The sequence below is a fragment of the Streptomyces sp. P3 genome (assembly GCF_003032475.1).
Taxonomy (GTDB): domain Bacteria; phylum Actinomycetota; class Actinomycetes; order Streptomycetales; family Streptomycetaceae; genus Streptomyces.
The window spans coordinates 652,265-679,050 of sequence record NZ_CP028369.1 but is presented as its reverse complement, the minus strand read 5'-3'; the positions used below and the strand labels follow the sequence as shown (position 1 = coordinate 679,050).

Genomic DNA, 26,786 nt, shown 5'->3' with positions numbered 1-26,786 from the left:
CGGCACTGGGAGGGTCGGGAGCCGAACCGGACGTAGGCGTCAGTTGACAGAACGTCACATCCGGCCCCTGGAACACGAGTCAGGAATGCGAGCACCGGTGCAGAAGACGCGGCCTCGGCGTACAGGCAGGCAGACGGCCTCCGAGGGGGGCGCGGAGCGCACCCCCGTCGGCAAGGGCCGTCCGACCCATGTGCGCAACCGGCTGATCGTCGCGGTGGCCGTGGTGGCCGCCGCCATCGCCGGCGCAGGCGCCCCCTCCGTCCTGGCCGCGTCCGGCCGGCTGAAGGACTCCCAGGACCTGGTCACCCTGGCCGAGCAGACCCAGGACGCCCTCGCCCTCGCCCGGTCCCTGGCGGACGAGCGCGACGAGGTCACCGCCTACGTGGCGGCCGGCCGCGCCAAGTCCAGGGCCCCCTCCACGCAGAGCAGCACCAGGGTGGACCTCCAGGTGCGCGAGCTCACCGCCGAGACCGACGTCTCCGCCGCACTGCGCGCCGCCCTCGCCGCGATCCCCTCCGCACGGCAGTCCGCCCGCACCGGCAAGAGCACGGCGCTGCAGGCGCACCAGGACTACTCCGAGGCGATCGCCGCGCTCCATGTGCTCGCCGACCGGCTGGCGGAGAACACGCCGGCGCGCGCGGGCTCCGGCGCGTACGCCCTCGCCGAACTCGACACCGCCGTCCAGCAGGCCTCCGCGACCCGGGGTCTGCTGCTCGCGGCGCTCAGCGTGCCGACCAGGAACGAGACGGACTACGACCCCGTCACCGGCCGGACGAGCACCGAGAAGGTCTCCAGCGACGCGGACGCCGAACGGCGCGACGCCCTCACCGCCGCCGCACAGCAGGCACGGCTGCGTTCCGACGCGGCCCTGGCCGACTTCCGCGAGGGCGCGCCCGAGGAGACGCTGGCCTCGTACGACTCCACCGTGACCGGCGGGGACGTCGACACCGCCGAGGCCTACCTCGCGTCCCTCACCGACCAGCCCAGGCTGAGCGACCGCGAACTCGACACCTCCGTCAGGAAACTGGACGCCGCGCTCTCCGCGCGCGTCGACCTGATGCGCGGGGCCGAGGCCTCCCTGTACGGCCACCGCGCCGAGGATCTCGCCCGGCTGCGCGACGACGACGTCACCGGCCTGGAGATCCGCGTCGCCGTCCTCGGCGCGCTGATGCTGCTCGCCGTGGCCGTCGCCACGGGCATGGCACGCAGCCTCACCCGCCCGCTGTCCGTGCTGCGCCGCGGCTCGGCCAGGCTCGTGGGAGCGGAGAACCCGGCGGCCGAGGAACCGGTCGTGTTCACCGGCCGCAACGACGAGTTCGCCCAGGTCGTGCGCTCCGTCAACGCCCTGCACGAGCACGCCGCCATCCTCCACGAGCGGGTCGCCACGCTGGAGTCCGACCGCAAGCACCTCGTCGGACAGCGCCAGCGGATGGCCGACGCCCGGGAGGAACTGCGCGCCGAACTCGGCGACGCGGCAGCCCAGCTGGACGGCCTGCGGGACAGCATCAGCGGCACCTTCGTCAACCTCGCCCTGCGCACCCTGGGTCTGGTGGAGCGCCAGCTCGCCGTCATCGAGGGCCTGGAGGAGCGCGAGCAGGACCCCGACCGGCTGGCCACCCTCTTCAAGCTCGACCACTTCGCCACGGTCATGCGCCGCCACAGCGAGAACCTGCTGGTGCTGGCCGGCACCGAGCACGTCCAGCAGCACGCCGGTCCGATCCCGCTGGTGGACGTGGTCCGCGCCGCGGTCAGCGAGATCGAGCGCTACGAGCGGGTGCGGATCTCCGCGCTCCCGCCGCACGCACACGTGGCGGGTTTCGCCGCGGACGACCTCTCGCACCTGCTGGCCGAGCTGATGGAGAACGCCACCTCGTTCTCCCCGCCGGACCTGCCGGTCGAGGTCTCCGGCTGGCTTCTGGAGAACGGCGAGGTCATGCTCTCCGTCCAGGACGAGGGCATCGGGATCACGGGCGACCGGCTGAGCCGCCTCAACGCCCGCCTCGCCGAGTTCGACCCCGAGACGCCGTACGACCAGGAGGGCGAGGACGGTCTCGGCCTCGGCCTGTACGTGGTGGCCCGGCTCGCCCACCGGCACGGGGTGCGGGTGCGGCTGCGCGAACAGAAGCAGGGCGGCGTGGCGGCGGTCGTCGTCCTGCCGGCCCCGCTGCTGGCCGCCGCCCCGGCCGCCGCGATCCCGGCGACGTCCCCGGCCTCGGCCGCCACCCAGGGCTTCACCCTGCCCGGCGCGGACGCGGAGGCCAACTCCAACGTCCTGCCCGGCCGTTCGCCGTCCGCGGACCCGCTGGTCGCCCTGGCGGAGCGGGCGGTGCGCGAGGCCCGGCCCCCGGCGGAGGAGCAGGCGCCCGCGTCGGCGCCCGAGCCCGAGCCCGCGTCGGCGCCCGAGCCCGCGCACATGCCGACCCCCGAGTCCCTGCCCGCGCCCGATTCGACGCCGACGCCCGACTCGACGCCCGACCCGGAACCCGGACCCGGGCCGGCGCCCGAACCCACGTCGACGCCGACGGCGGAGCCGGTGGCGCACCCGCCCGCCGAGAGGCCGGCCGAGACGACGATGGAACTCCTGCTGCCGAGCCCGCCGGAAGCGCCGAACCCGGGGGAGGAGAGTGCCCGGTGGGACGACGACGACCCCGCCCCCGCCGGGCCGGCGCCCGCCGCACCGGCCACCGGGCCGGCGCCCGCCGCACCGGCCACCGGGCCGGCGCCCGCCGCACCGGTCCTGCCCGGGGCCCGACGGGCACCGGACAGCACCCCCGACAGCACCCCTGCCACCGACACCGACCTCGACACCGAGACCGAGGCGGAGCACACCCGCACCCCCGACGCCCCGGAAGAGCCCGTCACCGACAAGGGCCTTCCGAAGCGCACACCCAGGATCACCGCACCCGCACAGGCCCCGCGCCGGCGGACCGCCTCCGTCGACGCGGACGCCCTCCGCCGCCGTCTGGGCGGCTTCCGCCGGGGGGCGGAAGCCGGCTACCGCGACGTCGAAGCGGAGATCGCCGAACGAACGGGCCAGAACCGGGTCCCGTCACCTTCCGCGGAACCGAACGCACCGCACCGAGCAGCACGAGAAGCACACGCACACGCCGAAGAAGACACGGGGGGCACAGTCGAGGAGGCAAGCAGTTGACCGCGCCCAGTACCTTCGGACTGAGCAGTGAAGCCCGTAACCTGCACTGGCTGTTGAGCAACCTCGTGGAGGAGGTCCCCGGCATCCGGTCCGTCGCGGTCGTCTCCTCGGACGGCCTGCTGCTGCTCTCCTCGGACCCCGGCCGCAACGCCGCGGCCCGGCAGGCCGGGGAGAGCCGACCCACCGGGCCCCGCGGGTCCTCGGCGGACCTCGCCACCATCGTCTCCGGCATCGGCAGCCTCACCATCGGGGCGGCCCGGCTCATGACGTTCGGCGGGGTGAAGCACACCATGGTCGCCATGGAGGAGGGCAGCCTCTTCGTCATGGCGATCAGCGACGGCTCGCTCCTCGGAGTGCACGGCTCCGCCGACTGCGACATGAGCGTGGTGTCCTACCACATGGCTCTCTTCGTGGGCCGTGCCGGACATGTGCTCACCCCGGAACTCCGCAGCGAACTACGGCAGTCCCTGGAGTCCGAGACGACCGGGAGTCCGCGATGAGCACCGGCCCGAAGAACCTCAGGCAGCAGCTCCCCGTCCGAGGCGGCGACCGCAAGCCGGCCCGGGTGCGGCCCTACTCGCTCACCGGCGGGCGCACCCGTTTCGGCCATGTCCTCCTCGTGGAGACGTTCGTCGCGGCACTCGAGGCCCCCGAAGAACGGCGGGAGTTGACGGGAGGGTCGCTCAAGTCCACCGTCATGCCCGAACTGCGGGCCATCGTCGAACTGTGCCGCCGGATGCGCACGGTGGCCGAGATCGCCGCGCTGCTGAGGATGCCGCTCGGCGTGGTCCGGGTGCTCCTCAGCGACCTCGCGGACCAGGGAAAGATCCGTGTGTACGGCACCGGTACCGCTCACGGTACGGGCCGTCCCGACCGCGCTCTGCTGGAAAGGGTGCTGAGTGGACTCCGTCGTCTCTGACGCCGCCTCCTCCCCCGGCGTCACCCCCGCCGTCGAACCCGACGAACCCCTGCAGCCCTGGCAGACGGACCGCACCCGGGCCCCCGTCGCCACGAAGATCGTGGTGGCGGGCGGCTTCGGAGCCGGCAAGACCACCCTGGTCGGCGCCGTTTCGGAGATCGAGCCCCTCCAGACGGAGGCGCTGATGACCCAGGCGAGCGAGGAGAGCGACGACCTCACCGGCACCCCGGAGAAGGTCACCACCACGGTCGCCATGGACTACGGCCGGCTCACCCTCGACGACGACCTGGTGCTCTACCTGTTCGGCACGCCGGGCCAGCAGCGGTTCTGGTTCATGTGGGACGACCTGGTGCGCGGCGCGATCGGTGCGGTCGTGCTGGCCGACACCCGCCGTCTGAAGGACTGCTTCCCCGCCCTGGACTACTTCGAGAGCTGCGGCTTGCCGTACGTCGTCGCCGTCAACCACTTCGACGGGAGCGACCTGTTCGAGCCGGCGGACGTACGGGAGGCGCTGACGGTCCCCCCGCACATACCTGTCATGATCATGGATGCGCGGCGCCGGATCTCGGTGATCGAGACCCTCCTGGCCCTGGTGGGCCACGCGCTCGACGAAACCCCCGAGTAGTCCTCATTTAGGAGCCATCCCCGCATGCGGAAGATACTCGTCGTCGGAGCCGGCCAGTCCGGACTCCAGCTCGCCCTCGGCCTCCAGTCGCACGGGTACGAGGCCACCCTGATGTCGAACCGGACGGCGGACGAGATCCGCTCCGGCCGCGTCATGTCGACGCAGTGCATGTTCCACACGGCCCTGCAGCACGAGCGCGACCTCCAACTGAACTTCTGGGAGCAGCAGGCCCCGAAGATCCAGGGCCTCGGCGTCTCGGTCGCCGCCCCGGGCTCGCACGACCCCGGCCCCACCCAGCGCGCGATCGACTGGCTGGGCCGGCTCGACGGTTTCGCCCAGTCCGTCGACCAGCGCGTGAAGATGGCCGGCTGGATGGAGACGTTCGCCCAGCGCGGCGGCCAGCTGGTGATCCACGGCGCGGCGGTCTCCGACCTCGACTACTTCTCCCGCGCCTACGACCTCGTCCTGGTCTCCGCGGGCAAGGGCGAACTCGTCCAGATGTTCGGCCGGGACGCCGAACGCTCCCCCTACGCCGAGCCGCAGCGTGCCCTCGCCGTCGCCTACGTCCACGGGCTGGGCCCACGCCCGGAGCACCCGGACACCGAGGCGGTCCGCTGCAACCTGGTGCCCGGCGTCGGCGAACTGTTCGTCATGCCGACGCTCACCACCTCCGGCCGCGCGGACATCCTGTTCTGGGAGGGCATACCCGGCGGCCCCCTGGACGTCTTCAACGGCGTCAAGGACCCGGCCGAGCACCTCTCCCTGACCCTGGAGCTCATGGAGAAGTTCACGCCCTGGGAGTACGCGCGGGCCACCAGGGTGGAACTGACGGACGCGGGCGGCACGCTCGCCGGCCGTTACGCCCCCACGGTCCGCAACCCGGTCGGCCGCCTCCCCGGCGGCGGCCTGGTGCTGGGCGTCGCGGACGTCGTCGTCGCCAACGACCCGATCACCGGCCAGGGTTCCAACTCGGCCGCCAAGTGCGCGGCCGCCTACCTCGCGTCGATCCTCGAGCGCGGGGAGAAGGAGTTCGACGAGGAGTGGATGCGCGCCACGTTCGACCGGTACTGGGACACCGCGCAGCACGTCACCAAGTGGACCAACGCGATGCTGGCCCCGCCGCCGGAGCACATCGTCAACCTGCTGGGCGCGGCCGGACAGCTGCCGCCCGTGGCCGATCGCTTCGCCAACGCCTTCAACGACCCGGCGGACTTCGAGAACTTCTTCTACGAACCGGCGAAGACGGGCGCCTATCTGGCGGAGGTCACCGGGGCCTGAGACACGGTCCGGCGGGAATTCACTCAACGGCCGCGAGCGGGCCCGGACACGCTGCCATACTCGCCCGATGCCGTTTCTTGAAGAGAAGTTTGCCGGCCTGCATCGTGTCGGAAGACGTTCCTTCGACGAGACCGAGCGCAACCTCGTCGGAGTGAACGGCCCGCACGTCCTGCCCCACAACGAGACCGGAGTGATCGGCTGGGGCACCTCCTGGCGCATGCAGGGACATCTGCTCATGGCCCGGCGAACCGGCCGGCCCGACTACGCCGAGCGGCTCGCGCGACTCATCGACCAGGTCCTCCTGGCGCGCGACGACGTGCGGGGCGTGAGCGACTTCCGCGGCCGCAGCCTGCCGGTGTGGAGCACCGCCCACAAGTTCACCGCCGCCTCCGTCGTCCTGCACGACACGGACGGACGGCCGGCCCTCGAGATCACGGTCTGTCCGCCGCACGCCAGAACCGCCAGGGTCGCCGTCCACCCGGACGGCGACCGGCACTTCCGCATATCCGTGACCGGACCGCAGCGGACGGACGTCGAGGTGGCGGGGCTCAGCCTCGACCCGCTGGACGAGCGTCGCGCGGACCGGATCCTGTACGCCGCGTACGAGCAGCGCACGGCGGTCACCGCCCGGCTGCTGCCGTCCGAACGGCCGGGCCGCAGACCCCGGCGGCCGCGTCCCGGCGCCTTCGCCGTGCAGCCCGCCATGGTCTCGCTCGCCGCCCAGACCGGCATGATCACCTACCCCATGGCCGGACTGGCCCGGCTCGCCCGCGAACGCCCGGAGGCCGTGCCCGCCTCGGTGCGCGGCCGCCTCGACGGCTACCTCGAGGCGGTGGACCGGGCGATGCGGGTCCACGACGAGCAGTGGGGCGCCACCGACGACGGGCGCGGCTTCTACCGCTGGCTGCCCGACGAACCGGTCTCCTTCGCGGGCGCCGAACTGCCCACCAACGAGTTCCTCGCCATGGGCCGTACCGCCGTCCAACTGGCCGTGGCCACCGGCGAGGCCCGCTGGCGCGACCGCGCCGCCGCCATGGCCCGGGCCCTGCACGGCGACCTCGCCGTCTCCGACGGCGTGGCCGTCTGGCCGTACTGGCCCGGCTTCGGCCGCGTGTACCAGGGGTGGGAGGCGACCGGTTCCGCCAAGACCGACGGCTCCGGCGTCCGCCCCTCCTACCGCGCGGTCACCGTTGCCGAGGACGTCACGCACGCCCTGATCGACATCGACTTCCTCTGCCTCTACCACGACGCCCCCGGCCTGCCCGAGGTCTTCACCCAGGCCGACATGCGGGCCGTGGCGAACACCTTCACCCGCAACGTCGTCGAGCGGCGCGGCCGCGGCCGCGCCCTGCGGATGCGTCACGACGTCGGCGGCCAGGGGCGTCGCGGCACCGACCGGGAGCAGGCCCACGTCGCCGCGTGGCTCCCGCTGCGCCGCTGGTCCCGTGAGGTGCCCCGGCTCGTCCGCGCGATACGGCCGGCCACGCCGCCGCTCCCGCTGATGGGCGTGGACTCCTACTGCGCGGCTCTCCTGACGTCCTGACCGGCCCCGGCGCCCGGCCCGTCGTGCGGGCCCGCCGTCGCCGTGCCGCGGACCTCCGGCGGCGCCGAGCCCCGCGGCGACGCGCCCCACCGGTCCGGGCGCACCGCTCCCAGCACCGGATGCGACGCGATCGGCGAGACCTTGATGGTCTCGCCGGTCCTCGGCGCCTGGACCACCCTGCCCCCGCCCAGGTACAGCGCGACATGCGTGGCCTCGGGGAAGTAGACGACCAGGTCGCCGGGGCGCAGCTCCCTCAGCGGGATCCGCGGCAGGCGCGCCCACTGCTCCTGGCTGGTGCGGGGGATCGGCGTCCCGGCGTGTCCCCAGGCCTGCGACGTCAGGCCCGAGCAGTCGTACGATCCCGGTCCCTGAGCGCCCCACACGTACGGCTTCCCGAGCTGCCGCACCGCGTACCGGACGGCCCGCTCGCCCTCCTCCGAGGGCTTGCGGTCGTCCTCGCCGAGCGCACCGGAGGCGATCAGCCTCTGCTGCGCCCGCGCGACGCCGGCCTTCTCCAGCCTCTCCAGAGCGGCGAGCCGGTCGGCCGGGAGGGAGGCCAGCAGCTTCTCGACGGCGGCCAGCCGCCCGCGTACGGTGTCGCGCTCCTTCTTCCTGCGCGCCGTCAGGGTGAGCTGTGCGTCGAGGGCGGCCCGCGCCCGGCGCGCCAGAGCGTCGGCCCGGCGTTCGCCGCTCGTCAGCCGGCCGACCGTCACGGCCCGCTCGCGTGCCAACTGCCCGATCAGATGCCCCTGGTCGAGGGCGTGCTGCGGATCGCGGGCGAGCAGCAGCCGCACGTACGCGGAGATGCCGGTGCTGCCCTGGTACTGCTGGCGGGCCAGCCGGCCGGCCGCTCCCCGGCTGTCGTGCAGCGACAGCCGCGCCCGCACCAGGCGGGCGTCCAGCCGCCCGGTCTCGGCGCGCCGCCGCGCCAGCTGTTCCTCGGTGGTGTTGTAGGCCTCGGTGGCCCGTTCGGCCTCGCGGTACAGCCGCTGAAGCTCCGTCAGCAGCTCGGCGGCGGTCCGCTCGCCGCCGCCCCCGTCCGCATCGCCCGGAACGCTGCCGTCCGCGCCGCCCGGAACGCCCGCGTCCGCGCCTCCGTCGGCATCGGCGTCGAGGCCGGCGTCCGGCTTCTCGGCGGCCGGTGGAGCGCTCCGGTCCGGGGGCGCCGGCGCGGTCGCCGTCGGCCCGCCCGGTTCCGGAGGTTCCTGCGCGGCCGCGGCGCATCCCGGGGCGAGCACGGTCTGGGCGGCGAGCGCCGCCGTGGCGACCGTACAGGCCAGACGCAGCAGCCTTCCTGACACGTCATCACCTCCGCTGCGGGGTGGCCCCTCCAGCCCGCAGGGCGAGCTTCGGACGGATCCGCGCGGTCCGCGCGCCGAGCGTGCGCGGTTCGGCGCAACGGGGTCACCCGTCGGCGTCGTCCCGCCGTCCGTCCGGCGTGGCGTCGGGCGTGGCGCGGCTCGGCGCGTCCGGCGTGCCGCCGGCCTTCGGCCCGGACGTCGCGTCGGGTTTCGACCAGGGCCAGCGCGGCCGTCCGCCGTCCTTCCCCTCGGGATCGAACGCGTACTTCCAGCCCTGGGGCAGCCCGAGCCGCTTGCCGTGGCCACGGGGCACCCGCCGGTAGACCAGGACGGTGGGCGGGCCGCCGGCCGGGTCCGGGACGGGGATGCGGTACGTCTTCGGCGGATGCCCGGTCGGGCCCAGCAGCACGGGCAGCACCCGGCCGTCCATGGGGCCGCCCTCGAAGGGGGTGTCTTGGCTCTTCACGCCCCCAGTGTCGATCAGGTCTCCGCGGCCAGCGCACCCCGTACCAGCTCGGCGGTCTGCGCGTCCCGGGCCGCGGTCACCATGAGGACGGCGACGAACTGGTCGACCAGCCAGTCCCGCAGCTCGTCGGCGGGCGGCTGCTGGTCCTCGTCGAGCCAGATCAGCGAGGCCGCCTCGACCGCGGTGATCCACATGCGGACGGTCATCCGCAGCCGCGGTCCGGGTTCGGCCACTCCCAGGTGGCTGTAGATGGCCTCGGCGGCGCCCCGGCGCACGCCGTCCACGATGGCCGTCGTCCGGGACGTCTCGACCACGCTGCCGCCCTGGAGGAGGGCGCTGAAGCCGGCGTCGTGACGGCCGACGAAGGTCAGATAGCGGTCGAGGACACGGGCGAGGCGGGGGAGGAGGGGCCCGTCGTGGGGTTCGTCGAAGCAGTGGTGCAGCTCGTCGGCGGCGGAGCGCAGGGCGGCCTCGTAGAGCTGCTGCTTGCCGCCGGGGAAGTACCGGTAGACGAGCGGCCGGGAGACCCCGGCCGCCTCGGCCACGTCGTCCAGCGAGACGTCCTCGGGGACGCGGTGCGCGAACAGCGAGAGCGCGGCCTCCAGCAGCTGGCTGCGGCGCTCCTCCACGCTGAGGCGACGGTAGGCGGGGGCGGCGGGCGTCATGACGTGCAGCGTAATCCCCCGCCCCCGGGCCGTGCCTACGGCAGCAGGCCGGACGACCGCCACAGCCGGCGTCCGACGCCCCGCAGCACCCCGATGTCGTCCAGGAAGTCCGTCAGCCGCTTCGAGCCGGTCTGCATGATCTCCCGGCGGTGCCCGCTCGCCCGGACCTGCGCCATGGCCTCCCGGCGGTCCAGGCCGACGTTCGTGTAGACCTCCGGATTCACGAAGGCCACCGAGAACACCCGGGCGAACTCACCCGACGTGACCCTGGTGAACTCCTGGGACCAGCGCGGGGCGGTCACCATCTGCCGGCGCAGCTCCTCGCGGGCGTAGCGCACGTGCCGGGCCTCCTCCACGACGTGGATCCGGGTGACGCCCCGCACCAGCGGCTGGACCCGCTCGTCCGGGAAGGTCAGCCGCTGCATCCAGTCGAGGACCTCCTCGCCGAGCAGCGTCGCGGTGAAGGAACCGGGGGTGGTGGAGATCGTCTTGAAGACGCGGCCCAGGTTCTGGTGGGCGCGGCTCACCGGGTACCAGGGCGTGTCGCCGTGCGAGATCAGCCGGGCGAACATCTTCGAGTGCCGGCACTCGTCCTCGATCTCGGTGAGCGCGTACCGCACGTGCGCGCTCGTCGCCGCCTTGTCGTAGATGTGCCGGACGAGCAGCTGCATGAGAATGATCTCGAACCAGATCCCCAGCGAGGCGAGCGCGGCGGCCTCGTGCTGGGACAGCAGGATGCGCTGCTCCTCGCCCATCCGCCGCCACAGCGGCGTGTCGTACAGCGACACGAGCTCCGGCGGCCAGAACCACTTGCCCTCCTCGAAGGGGGCGTCCCAGTCCAGTTCCTGGTCCGGGTCGAAGGAGTGCTTGGCGGAGGACGCGAGCAGCCGCTCGGCCACCTGTTCCCGGTCCTTGAGCAGGCCCAGCGCGTCCCGCAGCCCTTCCACCGCGTCGGCATCCGTGAGGGTCGTCATGCACTTATGAGACTGCCTGTCAGCAAGCCCGTCAATCCCCTGTGCGGAATTGCCCGCACCGGGCGGCCGAGGTCCTCCGGAGCACCGAAAGCCGTCAGTCCAGCACCGCCTCCATCACGGCACGCGCGATCGGGGCCGCCATCCCGCCGCCGGTGATGTCCCCGCGGCGCGCCGACCCGTCCTCCACCACCACCGCGACCGCGACCCGCGGCTCCATGTCCCGCATGTCCTGCGCCCAGGAGACGAACCAGGCGTAGGGGATGCCCGCGTTGCCGAGGCCGTGCTGCGCGGTGCCCGTCTTGCCGCCGACGACCGCGCCCGGGATCGCGGCGTTCACACCGGTGCCCTCCCGCACCACGTCCGTCATCAGCTCGCGCAACCGTCGCGCCGTCGAGGGCAGCATCGCCTGCCGCGACGGACGGGGTGTGGTGGTGGACACCGTGACCCCGCCCCGGCGCGTCGTCCGCTCCACCAGGTACGGCGTGCGCACCTGACCGCCGTCGGCCACCGCCGCCGACACCATCGCCATCTGCAGTGGAGTGGCCCGCGTGTTGTACTGGCCGATCGAGGACAGCGCCAGCTGGGCCCGGTCGAGCGAGGTGTCGAAGGTGCTCGGCGCGACGGCGAACGGGATCCGCACGTCGGGGTCGTTGAAGCCGAACGCCTGCGCCGTCCGGGTCATCCGGGCCAGACCGGTGTCCACGCCGAGTTTCGCGAACACCGTGTTGCACGACCACTCGAAGGCGTCCCGCAGCGGGGCGTCCTCGCAGCCGTCGCCCTCGTTGGTCAGCCGCGTCCGCGTCCCGGGCAGCCGGTAGGGGGCGGGGGAGTCGGTCGCCGCGTCCAGGTCGGCGATCACCCCGGCGTCCAGCGCCGCCGCCGCGGTGACCACCTTGAACGTGGAACCCGGCGGATACGTCTGCCGCACCGCCCGGTTGAGCATCGGCCGGTCCGGGTCGCCGTTGAGCCGCGCCCAGGCCCGCTCCGCGCGGGCGTCGTTCCCGGACAGCGCGGCCGGGTCGTACGACGGACTCGACACCAGCGCCAGCACCCGGCCCGTCGACGGCTCCACCGCCGCCACCGCACCCTTGCGCCCGTCCAGCCCCTCGAACGCGGCCCGCTGGGCCCTCGGGTTCAGCGTGGTCACCACGTCGCCGGCGGCCGGCCGGCCGCGGGTGACGTCGTCCCACAGCGGGAACGAGGCGAGCGCAGGGTCCGAACCGGACAGCACGCCGTCCCCGCTGTGCTCCAGGAACGTCGTCCCGTACACCTGCGAGGCGAAGCCCGTCACCGGCGCGTACAGCGGCCCGTCGCGGTACGTGCGCTCGTAGCGCAGTTGCTCACCGGTGTCCCGGGAGCCGGTGACCGGGACCCCGCCGACCAGGATGTCGCCGCGCGGCTGGGCGTAACGGGCGATGGCCGCCCGCCGGTTGGCCGGGTTGCCGTCGTACGCCTCGGACCGGACGACCTGGACGCGCGTGGCGTTGACCAGGAGCGCCGCCAGCAGCAGGGCGCAGAACGCGGCGGCCCGCCGGATGTGCCGGGTCACCCGGGCCTCCGTGAGGTGTGGTCGGCGGCTCGGCCGCGCGCTTCGCCGAGTCCTTCGCCGCGCGCGTGGGGGCCCGCCTCGGGGCCCGCCTCGCCGTGCGCTTCGTGTCCCGCGGCGTCGTGTGCGTCGGGTCCCGCCGGGTCGTCCGTCCCGTGTCCCGCGTCGCCGTGCGCCGCGTGGCGCGCCTCGTCGTACGGCCGCCGCGCCGAGTCGCTGACCCGGATCAGCAGTGCCACGATCGCCCAGTTGGTGACGACCGAGGAGCCGCCCTGCGCCAGGAACGGCATCGCCATGCCGGTCAGCGGGATCAGGCCGGTCACCCCGCCCGCGATCACGAACACCTGGAGCGCCACGATCGAGGCGAGGCCGGCCGCCAGCAGCCGTCCGAAGGGGTCGCGCAGCGACAGTCCGGCCCGGAAGCCGCGTTCCACCAGCAGCCCGTACAGCAGGAACAGCGCCGACAGCCCCGCCAGGCCCAGTTCCTCGCCGGCCGTCGCCAGGATGAAGTCCGACTTCGCGGCGAAGCCGATGAGGACGGAGTGACCGAGGCCGAGCCCGGTGCCGAGCGTCCCGCCGGCCGCGAAGGAGAACAGCGACTGCGCGAGCTGGTTGGGGCCCTGGCCGGCGTCGATGGAGGCGAACGGGTGCAGCCAGTCCTCGACCCGGCTGTGCACGTGCGGTTCGAGACGTCCGACGGCGACCGCGCCCAGCGAGGCGAGCAGCAGGCCCATGGCGATCCAGCCGGTGCGGCCCGTGGCCACGTAGAGCATCACCACGAACAGGCCGAAGAAGAGCAGGGAGGTGCCGAGGTCCCGTTCCAGCACCAGCACGCCGACGCTCAGCAGCCAGATCGCGACGATCGGGCCGAGCACGCGCCCGGTCGGCAGCTGCATGCGCGTGAAGCGCCAGATCCGCCGGCCCGCGTACGTCAGCGCCGTGCGGTTGGCGGCCAGATACGCCGCGAAGAACACCGCCAGCAGCACCTTGGCGAACTCGCCGGGCTGGATGGAGAACCCGGCGACCCGGATCCAGATGCGCGCCCCGTTCACCGGCGGGAAGAGGACCGGGAGGGTGAGCAGGGCGAGCGCCGCGACCACGCAGACGTACGCGTACCGCTGCAGCACGCGGTGGTCGCCCAGCACGGTCACCACCACGATGAACAAAGCCACCCCGACGGTGGACCACACCAGTTGGGCGGGCGCGGCCCGGTCGCCGGGCGTCTCCAGGTCGAGCCGGTAGATCAGCACCAGGCCGATCCCGTTGAGCAGCACGGCGATGGGCAGCAGCAGCGGGTCGGCGCACGGTGCGCGCCACCGCACCGTGAGATGCGCCAGCAGCGCGAGGACCCCGAGCCCCGCGCCGTAGCCGGCGGCGCCGGGCGGGACGGCGCCGAGCTTCGCCAGGCCGACCGCGCAGTAGCCGTACACCGAGAGCAGGACGGCCAGGACGATCAGGGCGAGCTCGACGCCACGGCGCCGGGGGAGGCCTGCCGCGGGAGCGGGCGCGTCGGCCGCCACCACGGTCGTTCCCGCTCCGACTCCGGTGTTCGTCATGTCCGGAACTTACCCAAATGTGGCTCCTTGTTGAGCCGTGACGGGTGGTCGTGTCAGCACCAGCGCGGCGCCGCTCCGATGGTCTCGATGTAGCGCGCCGAGCCCCAGGCCCAGGTGCCGTCCGTCAGGAGATACCAGTGCGTGTTGCCCTGCACGTTCTGACCCGAGGTCCTGCAGAAGATGGAGACGATGTCTCCGCGGTGGACGACCCGGATCACCTGACTCGCCCGGGTGGGCGCGCTGCGCAGCAGCAGTTCGCTCGCGGTGACGCGCCCGCGCGAGCGGCGGCCGTCGTTCTGGTGGCTGCCCGACTGCCATTGGCTGCCCCCGGACTGGCTGCCCCCGGACTGGCTGCCGCCGGACTGGTTGCCGCCGGACTGCCACTGGTTGCCGCCGGACTGGTTGCCGCCGGACTGCCACTGGTTGCCGCCGGACTGGTTGCCGCCGGACTGCCACTGGTTGCCGCCGGACTGGTTGCCGTTCTGGTCGCCGGACTGCCAGGCGTCGCCGTCGCCGCCCTCGGCCTGCCAGTCGTCACCGCCGTCACCACCGCCGGACTGCCGGGCGTCGCCGCCCTCGTGCTGCCGGTCGTTCGTTCCACCCTGCCGGGCGTGGACGCCGTCCCCGCCGTCGGCGAGTGCCGGGGTGACGGCGACGGAGGCGGCGAGGGCGCCGGCCGCGGTGACTATGGCGAGGCGGGTGAGAGTGGAACGCAGGGACATGGCGATACCTCCACAAAGAGGGTGAAGCTGACTTATCGCCACACTAGGAGCGGTTCGTGCACGCCGCCCGTCACGCTGCGCCATCGGGGAGGCCGCTCGCGGCCGGAGGCGTCTGAGGCAGCGTCAGGGTCGCCACCGCGCCGCCGTCCGCGGCGTTGGCGAACGTCAGCCGCGCCCCCAGCACCTCCGCCTGTCCCACCGCGATCGTCAGGCCGAGTCCGTGCCCCTTCGCCCCGCCTTCGGTACGGAACCGCTGCGGCCCGTGGGTGACGAGGTACTCCGGATAGCCGTCCCCGTGGTCCCGCACGGTGACCGTCGGCCCGTTCACCGTCAACACGACCGGCGCCCGTCCGTGCCGGCGCGCGTTGGCCAGCAGATTCCCCAGCACCCGTTCGAGGCGCCGTCGGTCGGTCTCGACGCGTGCGTCCCGGACGACGGTGACCGCGATGCCGGCCGTCGGGCTCCCGGAGCCGCCCGAGCCGCCCGGACGGACCGAGCCGCCCGAGCCGCTGCCGGCAGCCGTCCCGCCGGCCGCACCCGAACCAGCCGCGCCGCTCGAGCCGTCCGAGGCCTCGGCCGTCCGCACGACCCGCACCACCAGCGCCGTCAGGTCCTCGGCGTCCAGCTCCAGCCGCTCCCGCCCGGTGTCCAGCCGGGAGATCTCCAGCAGGTCCTCGGTGAGGGTGCGCAGCGCCGCCACCCGGTCGCGCACCAGCTCGGTGGGCCGTCCCGGCGGCAGCAGTTCGGCCGCCGCGTGCAGCCCGGTCAGTGGCGTCCGAAGTTCATGCGCCACGTCGGCGGTGAACCGCTGTTCGCTCAGCAGCTTGCCCTGCAGCGAGGACGCCATCGAGTCCAGGGCGGCGGCGACGGTGCCCACCTCGTCCCGCGGCCGGCCCGGTTCCCTCGTGCGCGGGTCGTTCACGCGGGCGTCCAGATCGCCGGCGGTGATCCGCCGGGCCACCTGGGCGGTGGTGTGCAGCCGCCGCGTCACGCGGGTCACCGCGACCGCGCCGACCAGCAGCGTCGCCCCGATCGCCAGCGCCGACGACCACAGGATCGCGGTGTCCAGCGCCTCGATGGTGCGGGCGCTCTGCGAGTAGTCGACGGCGACCGCGAGGGCCCGCCCGCCGTCCACCGGACCCGCCGCCCACATCGTGGGCCGTCCCTCGCGGTCGGCGACGATGGTGCCGCGTTCCCCGGCCGCCGCCAACGTCCGCAGCGAGGAGGGCAGTCCCGGCGGGTCGACGCGCGCTCCCCAGCCGAGCGTGTCCCCGGTCTCGAACGCCGCCGTCGCCTCCTTCAGCCTGGACAGCGCGAGGCCGCGGGCCTGGCCGACGGTCTGGTTCGTCACCGAGACGTGCACGAGCACACCGAGCAGGGCGGCCAGCGCGCAGCACATCACGGTGATGAAGACGGCCGCCTTCACGGCGAGCGTGCCGGCCCACGAGGGCACCCCCAGTCTCATCGGCCGCTCGCGGGTGAGGCGGCGGCGGGGGAGTCGGACCCCCGGCCGGACGGGGGCGCCGGCGAGGTCGCGGAGGAGGCGGTCGGAGGGGGCGTCGTTCCCGGGGTGGGGGCGGAGGCGGACGACCGCGGCGTGTGCTTGCGGTCGCCGGTGCGCAGCATCTCGTCGTGGGTGAGCAGCATGGCCTGCTGCTGCTGGTCCCAGGTCCACTGCAGGCGGTACTCGTACCCGGCGACCTCCGAGGGAGCGCGGATGATCACGGACCGCGCGGCCAGCTCGACCCCGCTGACCGCGTCCTCGTAACCCATGATCTGCACCAGCCGGTTCTTGCGGACGGTGTAGACGCGGACCGCCGTGAGGTTGCCGGGCAGCTGCCGGAAACCCAGCGTCATGTCGGCGTGACCGTCCCCGGTGAGGTCGCGGTAGTACGCCTTGAGGACGGGGCACCCGGCCGCCTTCGCGCCGCTCCTGCCGCAGTCCGCCATCCGGCGGGCCGTCTCCGCGAACGCTCCCGCACCGTAGTCGCCCGGATTCCGGGCGATCTCCCGGCGGACCACCGAGACCGGGTCCACCGCCCGGATGTCCCCGCCGGGCACGGTGACGCCCCGCACCACCTCGGTCTCCACCTCGCCGATGTCGAAGGCGGGGCGGGAGGCGGGGGTCAGGTCCGGCCAGAGCCGGTCCGGGCTGATCGCCGTCGGCGTGGCGCCGGCGCCCTTCAGCTCTCCGGCGTCTCCGCAGCCCGCGACGACCGAGCCCAGCAGGACGACGGCGACGGCGGCGAGCGCGGTCCGGGCGCGGCGGACCGGCACGCCGGAGCGTCCGGGACCGCCGAGACGACCGTGCGGGCCGGACGGACCGGAACCGCTCGGGCCGGACGGACCGGGGTTGCCGGGGTCGGCGGGACGACTGCGGAACACGGGACTCCTGTGACTCCTCGGGCCTGCGACCGGTGACCGTGACGGTGGTGACGGCCTGCGACCGGCGTCGATACCGGCCCCCGCACACCTTAATTCGTAAGGAAGTCCGATTTGCGTACCGGTGGGCCGGAAGGATGAGCCGATGCCGAGTCGGTGCCGAGCCGTTGCCGAGGCGCTGACCACGGCGAAACGATTACTCGGCCAACTCCTCGAGCAGTCGGGCCGTCGCCAGTCCCACGCGCAGGTACTCCACGAACAGCTCGTTGTGCAGGGCCCACGGTGAGCGCCGTGACCGTATCAGCCGGATCGCGTCGTCGGCCGAGCGCCCCCGGAGCACCAGCGCATGCGCGACGACCAGCCCCGACCGGTTGTAACCGCTGTAACAGCGCACGAGGACCGTCCGCCCCGCGTCCAGTGCGTCACCCGCGGCCTGCGCCAGCCGGATCACCCCGGCGAGCTGGGTACCGTCCAGCGGTCCGTCGGGAATCGGCCACACATGGTGCTCCACACCGGGTCCGGGCCCGTGTCCGGGCCTGGCCCGGGTCAGCGTCTGGACGAGATCGAACTCGTCCCGCACCACGGCGAGCTCCCGCTCTCCGGAACGCCCCCGGAACCCATGACCGCCCATCCACAGCCCGGGCACGATCTCGCTCCACGGACGATCCGGCTCCGGTACGTCGGGTCGCTTCCTGCCAGTCCGCAACGGCGCCTCCCCGAACGCGCTCTCTGGGCTCTGCCCAACTTGCTCCACGGGTAACCGCCTTCTTGCCCCGGAGCGTCCCTCCTGTTCCCATGGTCGTGGGGTGATGGTGCATGAACGGACTGCGCGTCATACCGACCTGGAGGCATGGCCGGGAGCGGCTCTACGTCTGCCTCACGGACGGCAGGAACATCGCCTGGTACGACCGTGAGGCGGCCAGGATCAATGTGATCGTCGACGACCGCAGGGAGGACGTCCTGGAGGTCCTCGGCCCCTTCGTCACCGGCCCGGTCACGGTCGGCCCGCCCCCCGTCCCCACGCCCGCGGAGCTGGCCCGGCTCGCCCTCCATCCGGACGACGACCTGGCCCCCAACCGCCCCGGCGAGGCCCTCCTGGTCGACCTCGACCGCGACCCCGGCCCCGCCCACCGGCTGCGCACCGATCCGCGCCGGCGTTCCCTCGCGGCGGAGCAGACGGTCGGCGATGCGCTGGACCGTCTCGACGGCGCGGGCTGGCACACGCTGCACTCCCTCCCGCTCCCGGGCGGCGACCGGCTCCACCACCTGGCCATCGGCCCGGCGGGCCTGTTCGCCGTCCACGCGCTGTACGCCCGTAAGCACCGGGTGCGGATCGCCGACCCGGTGGTCGGGCTGGGGCGCCGGCAGCCGGAGCCCCTGCTGCGCAGAATCCGGGACGACGCCGACCGCGCGTCCCACGCGCTCACGGCCGAGGTCCGTCCCGTACTCGCCCTGGTGGGCCCGACGGACGTCGCCTTCACCGGCCCCCCGCGCCAGGTCCGCGTCCTGACCGACACCGACCTCCCCGACCTGGCCCGCCTGGGCGGAGTCCTCAAACCGGCAGACGTGGAGGCCCTCCACGCGATGGCCAGAGACCGCAAGACCTGGTCAGAAGCCTGACACCCCCCACCCCGTCGCCTGCCCGGCGTCCAGGAACCGGACATCCTGTCATCGGCCCGTCCGGCGACGCCGGGGCGGGTCCCACCCGTTCAGCCTGCCCGGCGTCCAGGAGTCTCGAGGCACCCTGCCCATCAGCCCGTCCGGCGTTCGAGGACGAGGCCCCTTCAGGGCCGATACGGGGGTCGGGGGCAGCGCCCCCTGACGGGGCCGAAGGGGCGGCGCCCCTGATCACGGGTAGGGGCGGCGGGGGCGAAAAAGCCCGAGCCCCCGCCCCCTCACGGCACCACCCCCGCCCGCCCCTCCTCGAACAACGCCCCCGCCAGATCGCCGAAATCCCGCACCCGCGAAGCGACATCCCCCGCGAAGAACGTGAGCGCCCCCGCCGACCGGCACTCCTCCACCTCCTCCCAGGTGACCGGCGCCGAGACCGTCGGCTCCGCCCGCGCCCGCAGCGTGTACGGCGTGGCCGTCGTCTTGCGCGCCGCGTTCTGACTCCAGTCCACGAACACCTTCCCCGGCCGCAGACTCCGCGTCATGCGATGCAGCACCAGACGCGGAGCAGCCTGCTCCGCTTCCACGGCCAGCCGCTTGGCGTACTCCGTGACCCGTTCGGACGAGGCCCCCCGCACCGCCGCCAGCAGGTGCAGCCCCTTGGACCCGGAGGTCTTCGGATACGCCTCGATCCCGTCCTGAGCCAGCCGCTCCCGCAGCCACACGGCGACCTCGCAGCATTCGACGACCGTGGCGGGCGCGCCGGGGTCGAGGTCGAAGACGAGCCGGTCGGCGGTCTCCGGCTCCTGCATCACCCACTGGGGCGTATGGAACTCGGTGACGAGATTCGCCGCCCACACCAGACTCGGCAGATCCTGCACGACCACCATCCGGGCCGGCCCCTCCGACCGAGGCACTTCGGCGGTGGTGACCCAGTCGGGCGTCCCCGGTGGCACGTTCTTGGCGAAGAAGACCTGGCCGCCGGGCCCGTCCGGGTAGCGAAGGAAGGACAGCGGCCGGTCCCGCAGATGGGGGAGCAGGACGTCCGCCACGGTCGCGTAGTAGTGCAGCACCTCGCCCTTCGTGAAGCCGGTCGCCGGGTACAGCACCTTCTCCAGGTTGCTGAGCGCGAGCCGCCTGCCCTCCACTTCGGTGATCGGCGTCATACCATGAGAATCACACAAAACGCCTTATACCACCTCATGTCATCCACGCTCGGCCGGAAGGTGCTGCACGTGAGATCCATCTGGAACGGCGCCATCTCCTTCGGCCTCGTCAGCATCCCGATCAAGCTGGTGAACGCCACCGAGAACCATTCGATCTCCTTCCGCCAGATCCACACGGAGGACGGCGGCCGCATTCGCTACCGCAAGGTCTGCGAGCTGGAGGAGCGCGAGGTGACGTCGGCGGAGATCGGCAAGGGCTACGAGGACGCGGACGGCACGATCATCCCGATCACCGACGAGGACCTGTCCCACCTTCCGCTCCCGACCGCCAAGACCATCGAGATCGTGGCCTTCGTGCCGGCCGACCGGATCGACCCGCTCCAGATGGACGCCGCCTACTACCTCCAGGCGGGCGGCGCCCAGGCGGCCAAGCCGTACACCCTGCTCCGGGAGGCACTGAAGCGCAGCCACAAGGTCGCGATCGCGAAGTACGCCCTCCGCGGCCGTGAGCGCCTCGGCATGCTCCGCGTGGTCGGCGAGGCGATCGCCATGCACGGCCTGCTCTGGCCGGACGAGGTCCGCGCGCCGGAGGGCGTCGCCCCGGACACCTCCGTCACCGTCCGCGACAACGAACTGGACCTCGCGGACGCCCTGATGGACACCCTCGGCGAGGTCGACCTGGCGGACCTGCACGACGAGTACCGCGAGGCGGTGGAGGAGGTCGTCGCGGCGAAGGCGGCCGGCGAGGCGCCCCCGGAGGCCCCGGTCGCGCCGTCCAGCGGCAAGGTACTGGATCTGATGGCGGCCCTGGAGAAGAGCGTCCGGGCGGCGAAGGAGTCGCGTGGTGAGGCGTCGGACGCCGCACAGGAGCCGGGGGCCGCCGAGAAGGCTGAGGTCAGACGTCTGCCCCAGCGCAAGTCGGCCGGCGCCTCGCCCAAGCAGACGGGCGGCAAGAAGTCGACGTCGACGGCGAAGAAGTCCACGGCCGCGCCGCGGAAGTCGACGGCGCAGTCCACCCGGGCCGCGAAGAAGGCGACGGCGAGCGGGAGCACGGCCAAGAAGAGCGCGGCGAAGAAGACGACGACGACGTCGACGGCGAAGAAGGCGACGGCCGGGACTAGCGCGAAGACGACCGCGAAGACGGCGGCCAAGAAGACGGCGAAGAAGGCGACGCCCCGCAAGCGCCCGGCCTGACCACCCGTTCCCGCGTCGGCACGCCTCCGACCGGCCTGACCACCCGCTCCGCCCCCGGCGCGCCTTTGGCCGGCCCGGCCGGCTGGGCCGGCACCGCGCACGACCAGCCGGCCGGGCCGGCACCCTCCCGCCTCCCACGACCAGCCCTCCGGCGTGCCCCCACACCTAGCGACCGGCCCGGCCCCCCACAGGTCGTCGACCGACCGGGCCGGCGTCCCTCCACAGCTGGCGACCGGCCGGGCCGGTGTCGTCGCGCAGCTCGCGATCGGCGGGCCGGCGTCGTCCGTCAGACGACCCGCTGCAACTCCCCGTCGTCCCCGGGGTCGTGGCCGATGTCGCCCGGGCCCTCCCGTTCGTCGCCGCCCAGGTCCTTCCCGCCCTCCGTGTCGTCCACGCCGTGCGGGTCGCCGCCCCGGCGGGGGAGGGCCAGTAGCGCCGTGCCCGCTCCCAGCCCCACCGCCGCCGGGGCGGGAAACGCGCCTCCGGGTGCGAAACCGTGGCCCGCGAAGTAGGTCAGCGCACAGACGCTCACCCCGAGCCCCGCCCATACGCGCCAGGCCGCCGCCTCGCGCAGCCCGGCGTCGGGCCGGACGGCCCTCTCCACGGAGGCCAGCCTTCGCTCCAGCGGACGCAACGCCCGGACCGCCCCGGCCAGAACCGTCCCCAGCACCAGCAACCACGGCACGCGCCAGGCCCACCAGCCGGCCGAGCCGTACCGGGGTTCGGGGGCGAGGCCGGTGAGGTAGAACGCGGCGGCGATGATCAGTACGGGCAGCATGTGCCACAGGTAGAGCGTCATGCTGCCGGCCCCCAGCACCCGCACCGCCCGTTCTGCCCGCTCCCGTTCCAGCGCCCTGCGGACGGCCGGCGCGATCCACAGCGCCACCCCCACCTGCGCCACCGCCCAGGCCAGCAGGGCTGCCGACGGCGGATCGGTGTTGCTCAGCTCCTGGCCCGTCACCAGGATGAGGCCGACCGGAAACGGCCCGGGTCCGACAAGAGCGGCGAACACCGCCCCGCCGCCCAGCGCCAGAGCGGCCGGCGCCCGCCACCCGCGGCCGGTCAGCAGCCCTTCCCGCCAGCAGAAGCCGAGTTGGTAGACGACGCCCCACACGAGCAGGTAGTTCACCGCCCCGACGGCCTCGACGAGTACGGAGCGCGACGACCCGACGGCCGCGACGAACACGCCGACGCCGAACCCGACGATGCCCATGACCACGGGCACGCGCGGGCCCCACCGTTCGTGCAGGGCGTACAGCGTCGGCGTCAGGGCGCTGAGCAGCAGGTACACCGGCAGGAACCAGAACTGCATGGCCATCGCCCATCCCACGAGCGCGAGGGTGGCGGGATCCACGCCGAGCGGGGCGCACACGCCGACGGCGAGCAGCACGAGACCGCTGTACGCGGCCGTGGGCAGCAGCAGGCGCACCGCCCGCTGCCCCACCCACCCGGCGGCGCTCGCGCCGGCCTCCCGGCTCCGTGCCCAGGAGCCACCGGCGGCGTGTCCGCCGGCCAGGAAGAACAGCGGCATGATCTGGAAGCCCAGCGTCAGCCACTGCGTCCAGGGCAGTGCGAGCAGCATCTCCGGCGCGGTGAGGGTCCCGTCCGGGTGCCGGACCAGCCCGGTGATCAGCCAGTGCCCCAGCACCACGAGCAGGATCGCCCAGGCTCGCAGGAAGTCGACGTACCGGTCTCGGCTCATGCCCCGCATGCTGCCGCCGTCGCCGACTCCCTTACAGGCCGACCGCGTTGTCGCAACCAAGCCGTGCCCTGACGACTCCCCGCACCGAGCGCCGGGGCCGGTTCCGCGGGACTCCGCCGCGCTCTTGACGCCCCGCATGTTACCGGTAACATCGACGGTCGTCGGAGCATCACACCGCACCCCACGACGCCGTGGGCCGTCCGTCCTGGAGTCCGCGTGACCGACCACCCCACGGCACAGCGCGCCCCGGCCACCGACTCCCCGTCGCCCACCCGGGCCGGGCTCGTCGCCGCCGAAGCGGGTCCCGTCGCCGACGCCCAGGCCGGGCCCGTCGCCGCAGCCGGCCCCGGCACCGTGGAGGCCGGCCCCGGCACCGCAGAGGCCGGCCCCGTCTTCACGACGTCCGCCGTGGTCGCGTCCTGCTTCGGGTTCGTGCTCATCGGCGTGCTCCAGGCCCTCTACGGGCCGTCGATCCCCGCCCTCCGCGAGGAGTTCGGACTCTCCCCCTCCGCCGCGGGCCTCGGTCTGAGCGCCCACTTCGCGGGCGGGGTCGCCGGTGTCCTCCTCTTCGACCGCCGCTTCGGACGCACCGGCAACCGCAGGATCCTCGCCGTCGCCTACCTGTTGATGGCGGCCGGGGCCGCAGGGTTCGCGCTCGCCCCCGACTGGCCCCTCGCCATCCTCGCGGCCCTTCTCGCCGGCATCGGCTTCGGCGGTATCGACTACGGCCTCAACCGACTGTTCGCGACGGGCTTCGGACGCCGTTCCACCGCGATGCTCAACATCCTCAACGCCCACTTCGGCGTCGGCGCGATCCTGGGGCCGGCCCTGATCGGAATTGTCGGTTCCGAGCACTACCCGGCTCTCTTCCTGGTCTTCGCCCTCGCCAACCTCCCCCTGCTGCTCTGCCTGCGGGGCGTCAGGGACCACGCCCCCCAGCCCGCATCTGCCGACACCGCGTCCGCCGACACCGCGTCCGCCGAAACGGAGGCCCGAGCCCCCTACACCGGGGCAGGCACGCCCGTAGGGGCGGCCCTTCGCTCCGTCCTCGCCGTGTTCGTCACCCTCTACGTCCTTCACGTGGGCATCGAGGCAGGTGTGGGCGGGTGGGAACCCACCCACCTGGAGTCCGTCGGCTACGGCGCGGGGGCGGCCGCCACCGCTACCAGCGTCTACTGGCTGATGATGACCGTCGGTCGCTTCCTGGCCGCCCCGATCGCCCTGCGCCTCTCCGCCCAGACGATCATCACGGTCTCCTGCGCCGGCATGACGGCCTGTCTCCTGCTGGCGGCGATCCCGGACGTCGCCCCCTACGCCTACGCCGGCGTGGGCCTCTTCATCGCACCGATCTTCCCCACCGGCCTGCCCTGGCTCAGCCGGGTCGCACCGGGCGCCCGCCGGGCAGGCGCGATCGTCATGGCCGCGTCCATGCTGGGCGGCGTGGCGGCGGGCCCGGCACTCGGCAAGATCATCGAGTGGTCGGGCGTCCGGGCCGTCCCCCTCATCCTCGCGGCCGTCTCGGCAGCCTGCCTGGCGGCCACCCTCTGGCTCACCCGGACGACCCGCCGCCCGTCCCCCTGAAAAAACCCGGAACGCACCCACAATCCGTACCCGCCCCCGCATCCGTAGAGCAGCGGCTTCCGCTGCCGGATCCGTACCCGCCCCCACATCCGCTGCCGCTCAAGCAGAGGGAGCGGATCGCGACGGCGAGGCGAAGCGAGGCTCAACCCTCCACCTGCACGCCTACCACCTGCACGCCCTCCAGCCACACGCGCCCCGCCCCCGCAGGTACCCCCTGGGAGGCCCGCCCCATGCCTCATCCACGCCCACCCGTGTCCCACGCCTCACCCACTCACCCCCAGGCCCCACCCCACCGAAGGGACCTCATGCCCGCCCTCACCACCACCTCCGACGGCTTCCTCCTCCACGGTGAGCCCTTCCGCATCCTCTCCGGGGCGATGCACTACTTCCGCGTCCATCCCGACCAGTGGGCCGACCGGCTGCGCAAGGCCCGTCTCATGGGCCTGAACACCGTCGAGACGTACCTCCCCTGGAACCTCCACCAGCCCGAACCCGGCACCCTGGTCCTCGACGGCCTGCTCGACCTGCCCCGCTTCCTCCGGCTGGCCGCGGCCGAGGGCCTGCACGTCCTCCTCCGCCCCGGCCCCTTCATCTGCGCGGAGTGGGACGGCGGCGGCCTGCCCCACTGGCTCACCACCGACCCCGACATCCGCCTGCGCACCAGCGACCCGCGCTTCACGGACGCCGTCGACCGCTACCTCGACCTCCTGCTTCCGCCGCTCCTGCCGTACTTGGCCGCGTCGGGCGGCCCCGTCATCGCCGTGCAGGTGGAGAACGAGTACGGCGCGTACGGCGACGACATCGCCTACCTCGAGCACCTCGAGCAGTCCCTGCGCTCGCGGGGCGTCGAGGAACTGCTCTTCACCTGCGACCAGACCGCCGGCGACCACCTGGGCAACGGGACGCTGCCCGGCGTCCTCGCCACCGGCACCTTCGGCAGCCGTGTGGAGGAGTCGCTGCGCCGGCTCCGCAAGGCGCAGCCCGAAGGCCCCCTGATGTGCTCGGAGTTCTGGATCGGCTGGTTCGACCACTGGGGCGGCCCGCACCACGGCAGGGACGCCGAGGACGCCGCCGCCGACCTGGACCGGCTCCTCTCCGCGGGCGCCTCCGTCAACATCTACATGTTCCACGGCGGCACCAACTTCGGTTACACCAACGGCGCCAACCACCATCACGCCTACGTGCCCACCGTCACCTCCTACGACTACGACGCCCCGCTCACCGAGAGCGGCGACCCGGGCCCGAAGTACCACGCCTTCCGTGAGGTCATCGCCCGCCACGCTCCGGTCCCGGACGAGCCGGTTCCGGCCCCCTCGCCCAAACTCCCCCCGACCACGGTCCGGTTGACGCACCGCAGGCCCCTCATCCCGCCGGCCGGCCGCCCGGTCCGCGCCACGGACCCGGTCTCCGCCGACGACATGGGCCGGCGCGCCGGCTACACCCTGTACCGGACGACCGTCCCCACCCCGGGGGACGGCCTGCTCCACTTCGAGGGAGGAGTGGGGGACCGGGCCCAGGTCTTCGTGGACGGCGCCCCGGCCGGCGTCCTGGAGCGCGAGCGCTACGAGGAGACCCTGCCGGTCCACGTCCCGCGCGCGGACGCCGTCCTCGACGTGCTCGTGGAGAACATGGGCCGGGTCAACTACGGGCCCCGCATCGGCGTCCCGAAGGGCCTGCTGGGCCCGGTCACCTTCATGGGACGACCCCTTCAGGACTGGGACTGCCACGCCCTCCCGCTCGAGGACGCCCCCTCCACCACGACCCTGACCGCCGCCCCCTCCACCCCCGAGACCGCCGACCCCGGGACCGTCGACCCGGAGGCCGCCGACCCCGAGGGCGCGCCCCCCGGGACCCTCACCTCCCGGGTCCCCGTCCCCGAGGCCTTCGCCTCATCCGGTCCCGCGTTCCACCACGGAACCTTCGACGTGCGGATCCCGGCCGACGCCTTCCTGTCCCTTCCCGGCTGGACCAAGGGCCAGGCCTGGATCAACGGCTTCCACCTCGGCCGCTACTGGAACCGCGGCCCTCAGCGCACCCTCTACGTCCCCGCCCCGGTCCTGCGCAGCGGCGTCAACGACCTGGTACTCCTCGAACTGCACGGAGCCACCACGTCCGACGCCCACCTCACCGACGTCCCCGACCTGGGCCCGACAGGCCCCTGACCCGTCCTGCCTTCCCCGCCCCGCCCCACACCACCCCGTTTCCTCCGACCGCCCCACGTCCTCGGCCGGCTCCGCCGTCCGTCCGCCCCTCACCCGTCCGTCCGCCCGAACGCCGCCCGGCCTATCCTGTGGATCCGCCGGGCGGTCCAGCACGACTGCCCGGACACGCCCGCCCCCGCAAGCGGTACCCTCCCCACCCCCGGCCCGCGCCCGGGCCCCGCCGCCCTGTCCGGCCAGTCCAC

At 73.6% G+C, this 26,786-nt stretch carries 22 protein-coding genes; 10 read left to right on the top strand and 12 right to left on the bottom strand.

Annotated features, from left to right (window positions below):
- Window positions 1–97: 97 nt before the first annotated feature.
- The 6 genes from C6376_RS02820 (at window position 98) to C6376_RS02795 (ending at window position 7,516) form a co-directional block, all read left to right on the top strand.
- A complete protein-coding gene (locus C6376_RS02820) occupies window positions 98–3,151 on the top strand; it encodes a nitrate- and nitrite sensing domain-containing protein (RefSeq protein ID WP_254075821.1) in 3,054 nt (1,017 codons plus the stop codon).
- Window positions 3,148–3,651 carry a roadblock/LC7 domain-containing protein gene (locus C6376_RS02815; protein WP_107441933.1) on the top strand — a complete coding sequence of 168 codons (504 nt, stop codon included), beginning with the start codon at window positions 3,148–3,150 and terminating at the stop codon, window positions 3,649–3,651. The genes C6376_RS02820 and C6376_RS02815 overlap by 4 nt, the downstream gene beginning before the upstream one ends.
- The gene (locus C6376_RS02810) at window positions 3,648–4,070 is read left to right on the top strand and encodes a DUF742 domain-containing protein (protein ID WP_107441932.1); all 423 of its coding nucleotides are present in this window, start codon (window positions 3,648–3,650) and stop codon (window positions 4,068–4,070) included. Before C6376_RS02815 ends, C6376_RS02810 begins: the two co-directional genes overlap by 4 nt.
- Window positions 4,051–4,695, top strand: coding sequence for an ATP/GTP-binding protein (locus C6376_RS02805; RefSeq protein ID WP_107441931.1), 645 nt, complete (start codon window positions 4,051–4,053; stop codon window positions 4,693–4,695). Before C6376_RS02810 ends, C6376_RS02805 begins: the two co-directional genes overlap by 20 nt.
- A gap of 24 nt (window positions 4,696–4,719) precedes the next feature.
- The gene (locus C6376_RS02800; protein ID WP_107441930.1) at window positions 4,720–5,973 is read left to right on the top strand and encodes a styrene monooxygenase/indole monooxygenase family protein; all 1,254 of its coding nucleotides are present in this window, start codon (window positions 4,720–4,722) and stop codon (window positions 5,971–5,973) included.
- 67 nt (window positions 5,974–6,040) lie between these two features.
- On the top strand, window positions 6,041–7,516 hold the full coding sequence (locus C6376_RS02795) for a hypothetical protein (RefSeq protein WP_107441929.1): 1,476 nt from the start codon (window positions 6,041–6,043) through the stop codon (window positions 7,514–7,516).
- On the opposite strand, the gene C6376_RS02790 is transcribed toward C6376_RS02795, so the two are convergent.
- The 10 genes from C6376_RS02790 to C6376_RS02745 form a co-directional block, all read right to left on the bottom strand.
- Window positions 7,489–8,817 carry an NlpC/P60 family protein gene (locus tag C6376_RS02790; RefSeq protein ID WP_254075820.1) on the bottom strand — a complete coding sequence of 443 codons (1,329 nt, stop codon included), beginning with the start codon at window positions 8,815–8,817 and terminating at the stop codon, window positions 7,489–7,491. The two genes, C6376_RS02795 and C6376_RS02790, sit on opposite strands and share 28 nt — an antisense overlap.
- Window positions 8,818–8,920: 103 nt before the next feature.
- A complete protein-coding gene (locus C6376_RS02785) occupies window positions 8,921–9,283 on the bottom strand; it encodes a hypothetical protein (protein ID WP_107441928.1) in 363 nt (120 codons plus the stop codon).
- A 14-nt stretch (window positions 9,284–9,297) separates the two neighbouring features.
- Window positions 9,298–9,948 carry a TetR/AcrR family transcriptional regulator gene (locus C6376_RS02780; RefSeq protein ID WP_107441927.1) on the bottom strand — a complete coding sequence of 217 codons (651 nt, stop codon included), beginning with the start codon at window positions 9,946–9,948 and terminating at the stop codon, window positions 9,298–9,300.
- Between the two features lie 35 nt (window positions 9,949–9,983).
- Window positions 9,984–10,922: a diiron oxygenase gene (locus C6376_RS02775; RefSeq protein WP_107441926.1), complete on the bottom strand. Its 939-nt coding sequence runs from the start codon at window positions 10,920–10,922 to the stop codon at window positions 9,984–9,986.
- A 94-nt stretch (window positions 10,923–11,016) separates the two neighbouring features.
- On the bottom strand, window positions 11,017–12,471 hold the full coding sequence (locus C6376_RS02770; protein WP_107441925.1) for a penicillin-binding protein 2: 1,455 nt from the start codon (window positions 12,469–12,471) through the stop codon (window positions 11,017–11,019).
- The gene (locus C6376_RS02765; protein ID WP_254075819.1) at window positions 12,468–14,024 is read right to left on the bottom strand and encodes an FtsW/RodA/SpoVE family cell cycle protein; all 1,557 of its coding nucleotides are present in this window, start codon (window positions 14,022–14,024) and stop codon (window positions 12,468–12,470) included. Before C6376_RS02765 ends, C6376_RS02770 begins: the two co-directional genes overlap by 4 nt.
- A gap of 53 nt (window positions 14,025–14,077) precedes the next feature.
- Window positions 14,078–14,746, bottom strand: a complete 669-nt coding sequence (locus tag C6376_RS02760) for an SH3 domain-containing protein (protein WP_107441924.1) — start codon at window positions 14,744–14,746, stop codon at window positions 14,078–14,080.
- A gap of 70 nt (window positions 14,747–14,816) precedes the next feature.
- Entirely contained in the window at window positions 14,817–16,211 is a 1,395-nt protein-coding gene (locus tag C6376_RS02755) for an ATP-binding protein (protein ID WP_107441923.1), read from the bottom strand.
- Complete coding sequence (locus tag C6376_RS02750) at window positions 16,208–17,023, bottom strand: hypothetical protein (RefSeq protein WP_107448738.1); 816 nt, start codon at window positions 17,021–17,023, stop codon at window positions 16,208–16,210. Before C6376_RS02750 ends, C6376_RS02755 begins: the two co-directional genes overlap by 4 nt.
- Window positions 17,024–17,324: 301 nt before the next feature.
- Window positions 17,325–17,834 carry a dual specificity protein phosphatase family protein gene (locus C6376_RS02745; RefSeq protein WP_107441922.1) on the bottom strand — a complete coding sequence of 170 codons (510 nt, stop codon included), beginning with the start codon at window positions 17,832–17,834 and terminating at the stop codon, window positions 17,325–17,327.
- 110 nt (window positions 17,835–17,944) lie between these two features.
- Here C6376_RS02745 and C6376_RS02740 point away from each other — a divergent pair, with 110 nt between their 5' ends.
- The gene (locus C6376_RS02740; protein ID WP_107441921.1) at window positions 17,945–18,748 is read left to right on the top strand and encodes a nuclease-related domain-containing protein; all 804 of its coding nucleotides are present in this window, start codon (window positions 17,945–17,947) and stop codon (window positions 18,746–18,748) included.
- A 275-nt stretch (window positions 18,749–19,023) separates the two neighbouring features.
- Here the strand turns inward: C6376_RS02740 and ligD are convergent, their stop codons facing one another.
- Window positions 19,024–19,905, bottom strand: coding sequence for a non-homologous end-joining DNA ligase (gene ligD, locus C6376_RS02735; protein ID WP_107441920.1), 882 nt, complete (start codon window positions 19,903–19,905; stop codon window positions 19,024–19,026).
- A 60-nt stretch (window positions 19,906–19,965) separates the two neighbouring features.
- On the opposite strand from ligD, the gene C6376_RS02730 reads away from it, so the two are divergent.
- Window positions 19,966–21,099, top strand: a complete 1,134-nt coding sequence (locus C6376_RS02730) for a Ku protein (protein ID WP_107448737.1) — start codon at window positions 19,966–19,968, stop codon at window positions 21,097–21,099.
- 286 nt (window positions 21,100–21,385) lie between these two features.
- Here C6376_RS02730 and C6376_RS02725 read toward each other — a convergent pair whose 3' ends face one another.
- Window positions 21,386–22,801, bottom strand: a complete 1,416-nt coding sequence (locus tag C6376_RS02725; protein ID WP_107441919.1) for an acyltransferase — start codon at window positions 22,799–22,801, stop codon at window positions 21,386–21,388.
- Between the two features lie 408 nt (window positions 22,802–23,209).
- On the opposite strand from C6376_RS02725, the gene C6376_RS02720 reads away from it, so the two are divergent.
- Both C6376_RS02720 and C6376_RS02715 read left to right on the top strand, forming a co-directional pair.
- A complete protein-coding gene (locus C6376_RS02720) occupies window positions 23,210–24,382 on the top strand; it encodes a sugar MFS transporter (RefSeq protein ID WP_173985852.1) in 1,173 nt (390 codons plus the stop codon).
- 305 nt (window positions 24,383–24,687) lie between these two features.
- Window positions 24,688–26,544, top strand: a complete 1,857-nt coding sequence (locus C6376_RS02715; RefSeq protein ID WP_107441918.1) for a glycoside hydrolase family 35 protein — start codon at window positions 24,688–24,690, stop codon at window positions 26,542–26,544.
- The last annotated feature ends 242 nt before the right edge of the window (window positions 26,545–26,786 follow it).

What these genes read in the sequence shown, in the direction of transcription:
- C6376_RS02780 (WP_107441927.1), bottom strand. Translation starts at nt 9,948, where the DNA reads ATGACGCCCGCCGCCCCCGCCTACCGTCGCCTCAGCGTGGAGGAGCGC.
- C6376_RS02795 (WP_107441929.1), top strand. Translation starts at nt 6,041, where the DNA reads ATGCCGTTTCTTGAAGAGAAGTTTGCCGGCCTGCATCGTGTCGGAAGA.
- C6376_RS02775 (WP_107441926.1), bottom strand. Translation starts at nt 10,922, where the DNA reads ATGACGACCCTCACGGATGCCGACGCGGTGGAAGGGCTGCGGGACGCG.
- C6376_RS02740 (WP_107441921.1), top strand. Translation starts at nt 17,945, where the DNA reads ATGAACGGACTGCGCGTCATACCGACCTGGAGGCATGGCCGGGAGCGG.
- C6376_RS02800 (WP_107441930.1), top strand. Translation starts at nt 4,720, where the DNA reads ATGCGGAAGATACTCGTCGTCGGAGCCGGCCAGTCCGGACTCCAGCTC.
- C6376_RS02725 (WP_107441919.1), bottom strand. Translation starts at nt 22,801, where the DNA reads ATGAGCCGAGACCGGTACGTCGACTTCCTGCGAGCCTGGGCGATCCTG.
- ligD (WP_107441920.1), bottom strand. Translation starts at nt 19,905, where the DNA reads ATGACGCCGATCACCGAAGTGGAGGGCAGGCGGCTCGCGCTCAGCAAC.
- C6376_RS02715 (WP_107441918.1), top strand. Translation starts at nt 24,688, where the DNA reads ATGCCCGCCCTCACCACCACCTCCGACGGCTTCCTCCTCCACGGTGAG.
- C6376_RS02760 (WP_107441924.1), bottom strand. Translation starts at nt 14,746, where the DNA reads ATGTCCCTGCGTTCCACTCTCACCCGCCTCGCCATAGTCACCGCGGCC.
- C6376_RS02810 (WP_107441932.1), top strand. Translation starts at nt 3,648, where the DNA reads ATGAGCACCGGCCCGAAGAACCTCAGGCAGCAGCTCCCCGTCCGAGGC.
- C6376_RS02765 (WP_254075819.1), bottom strand. Translation starts at nt 14,024, where the DNA reads ATGACGAACACCGGAGTCGGAGCGGGAACGACCGTGGTGGCGGCCGAC.
- C6376_RS02755 (WP_107441923.1), bottom strand. Translation starts at nt 16,211, where the DNA reads ATGAGACTGGGGGTGCCCTCGTGGGCCGGCACGCTCGCCGTGAAGGCG.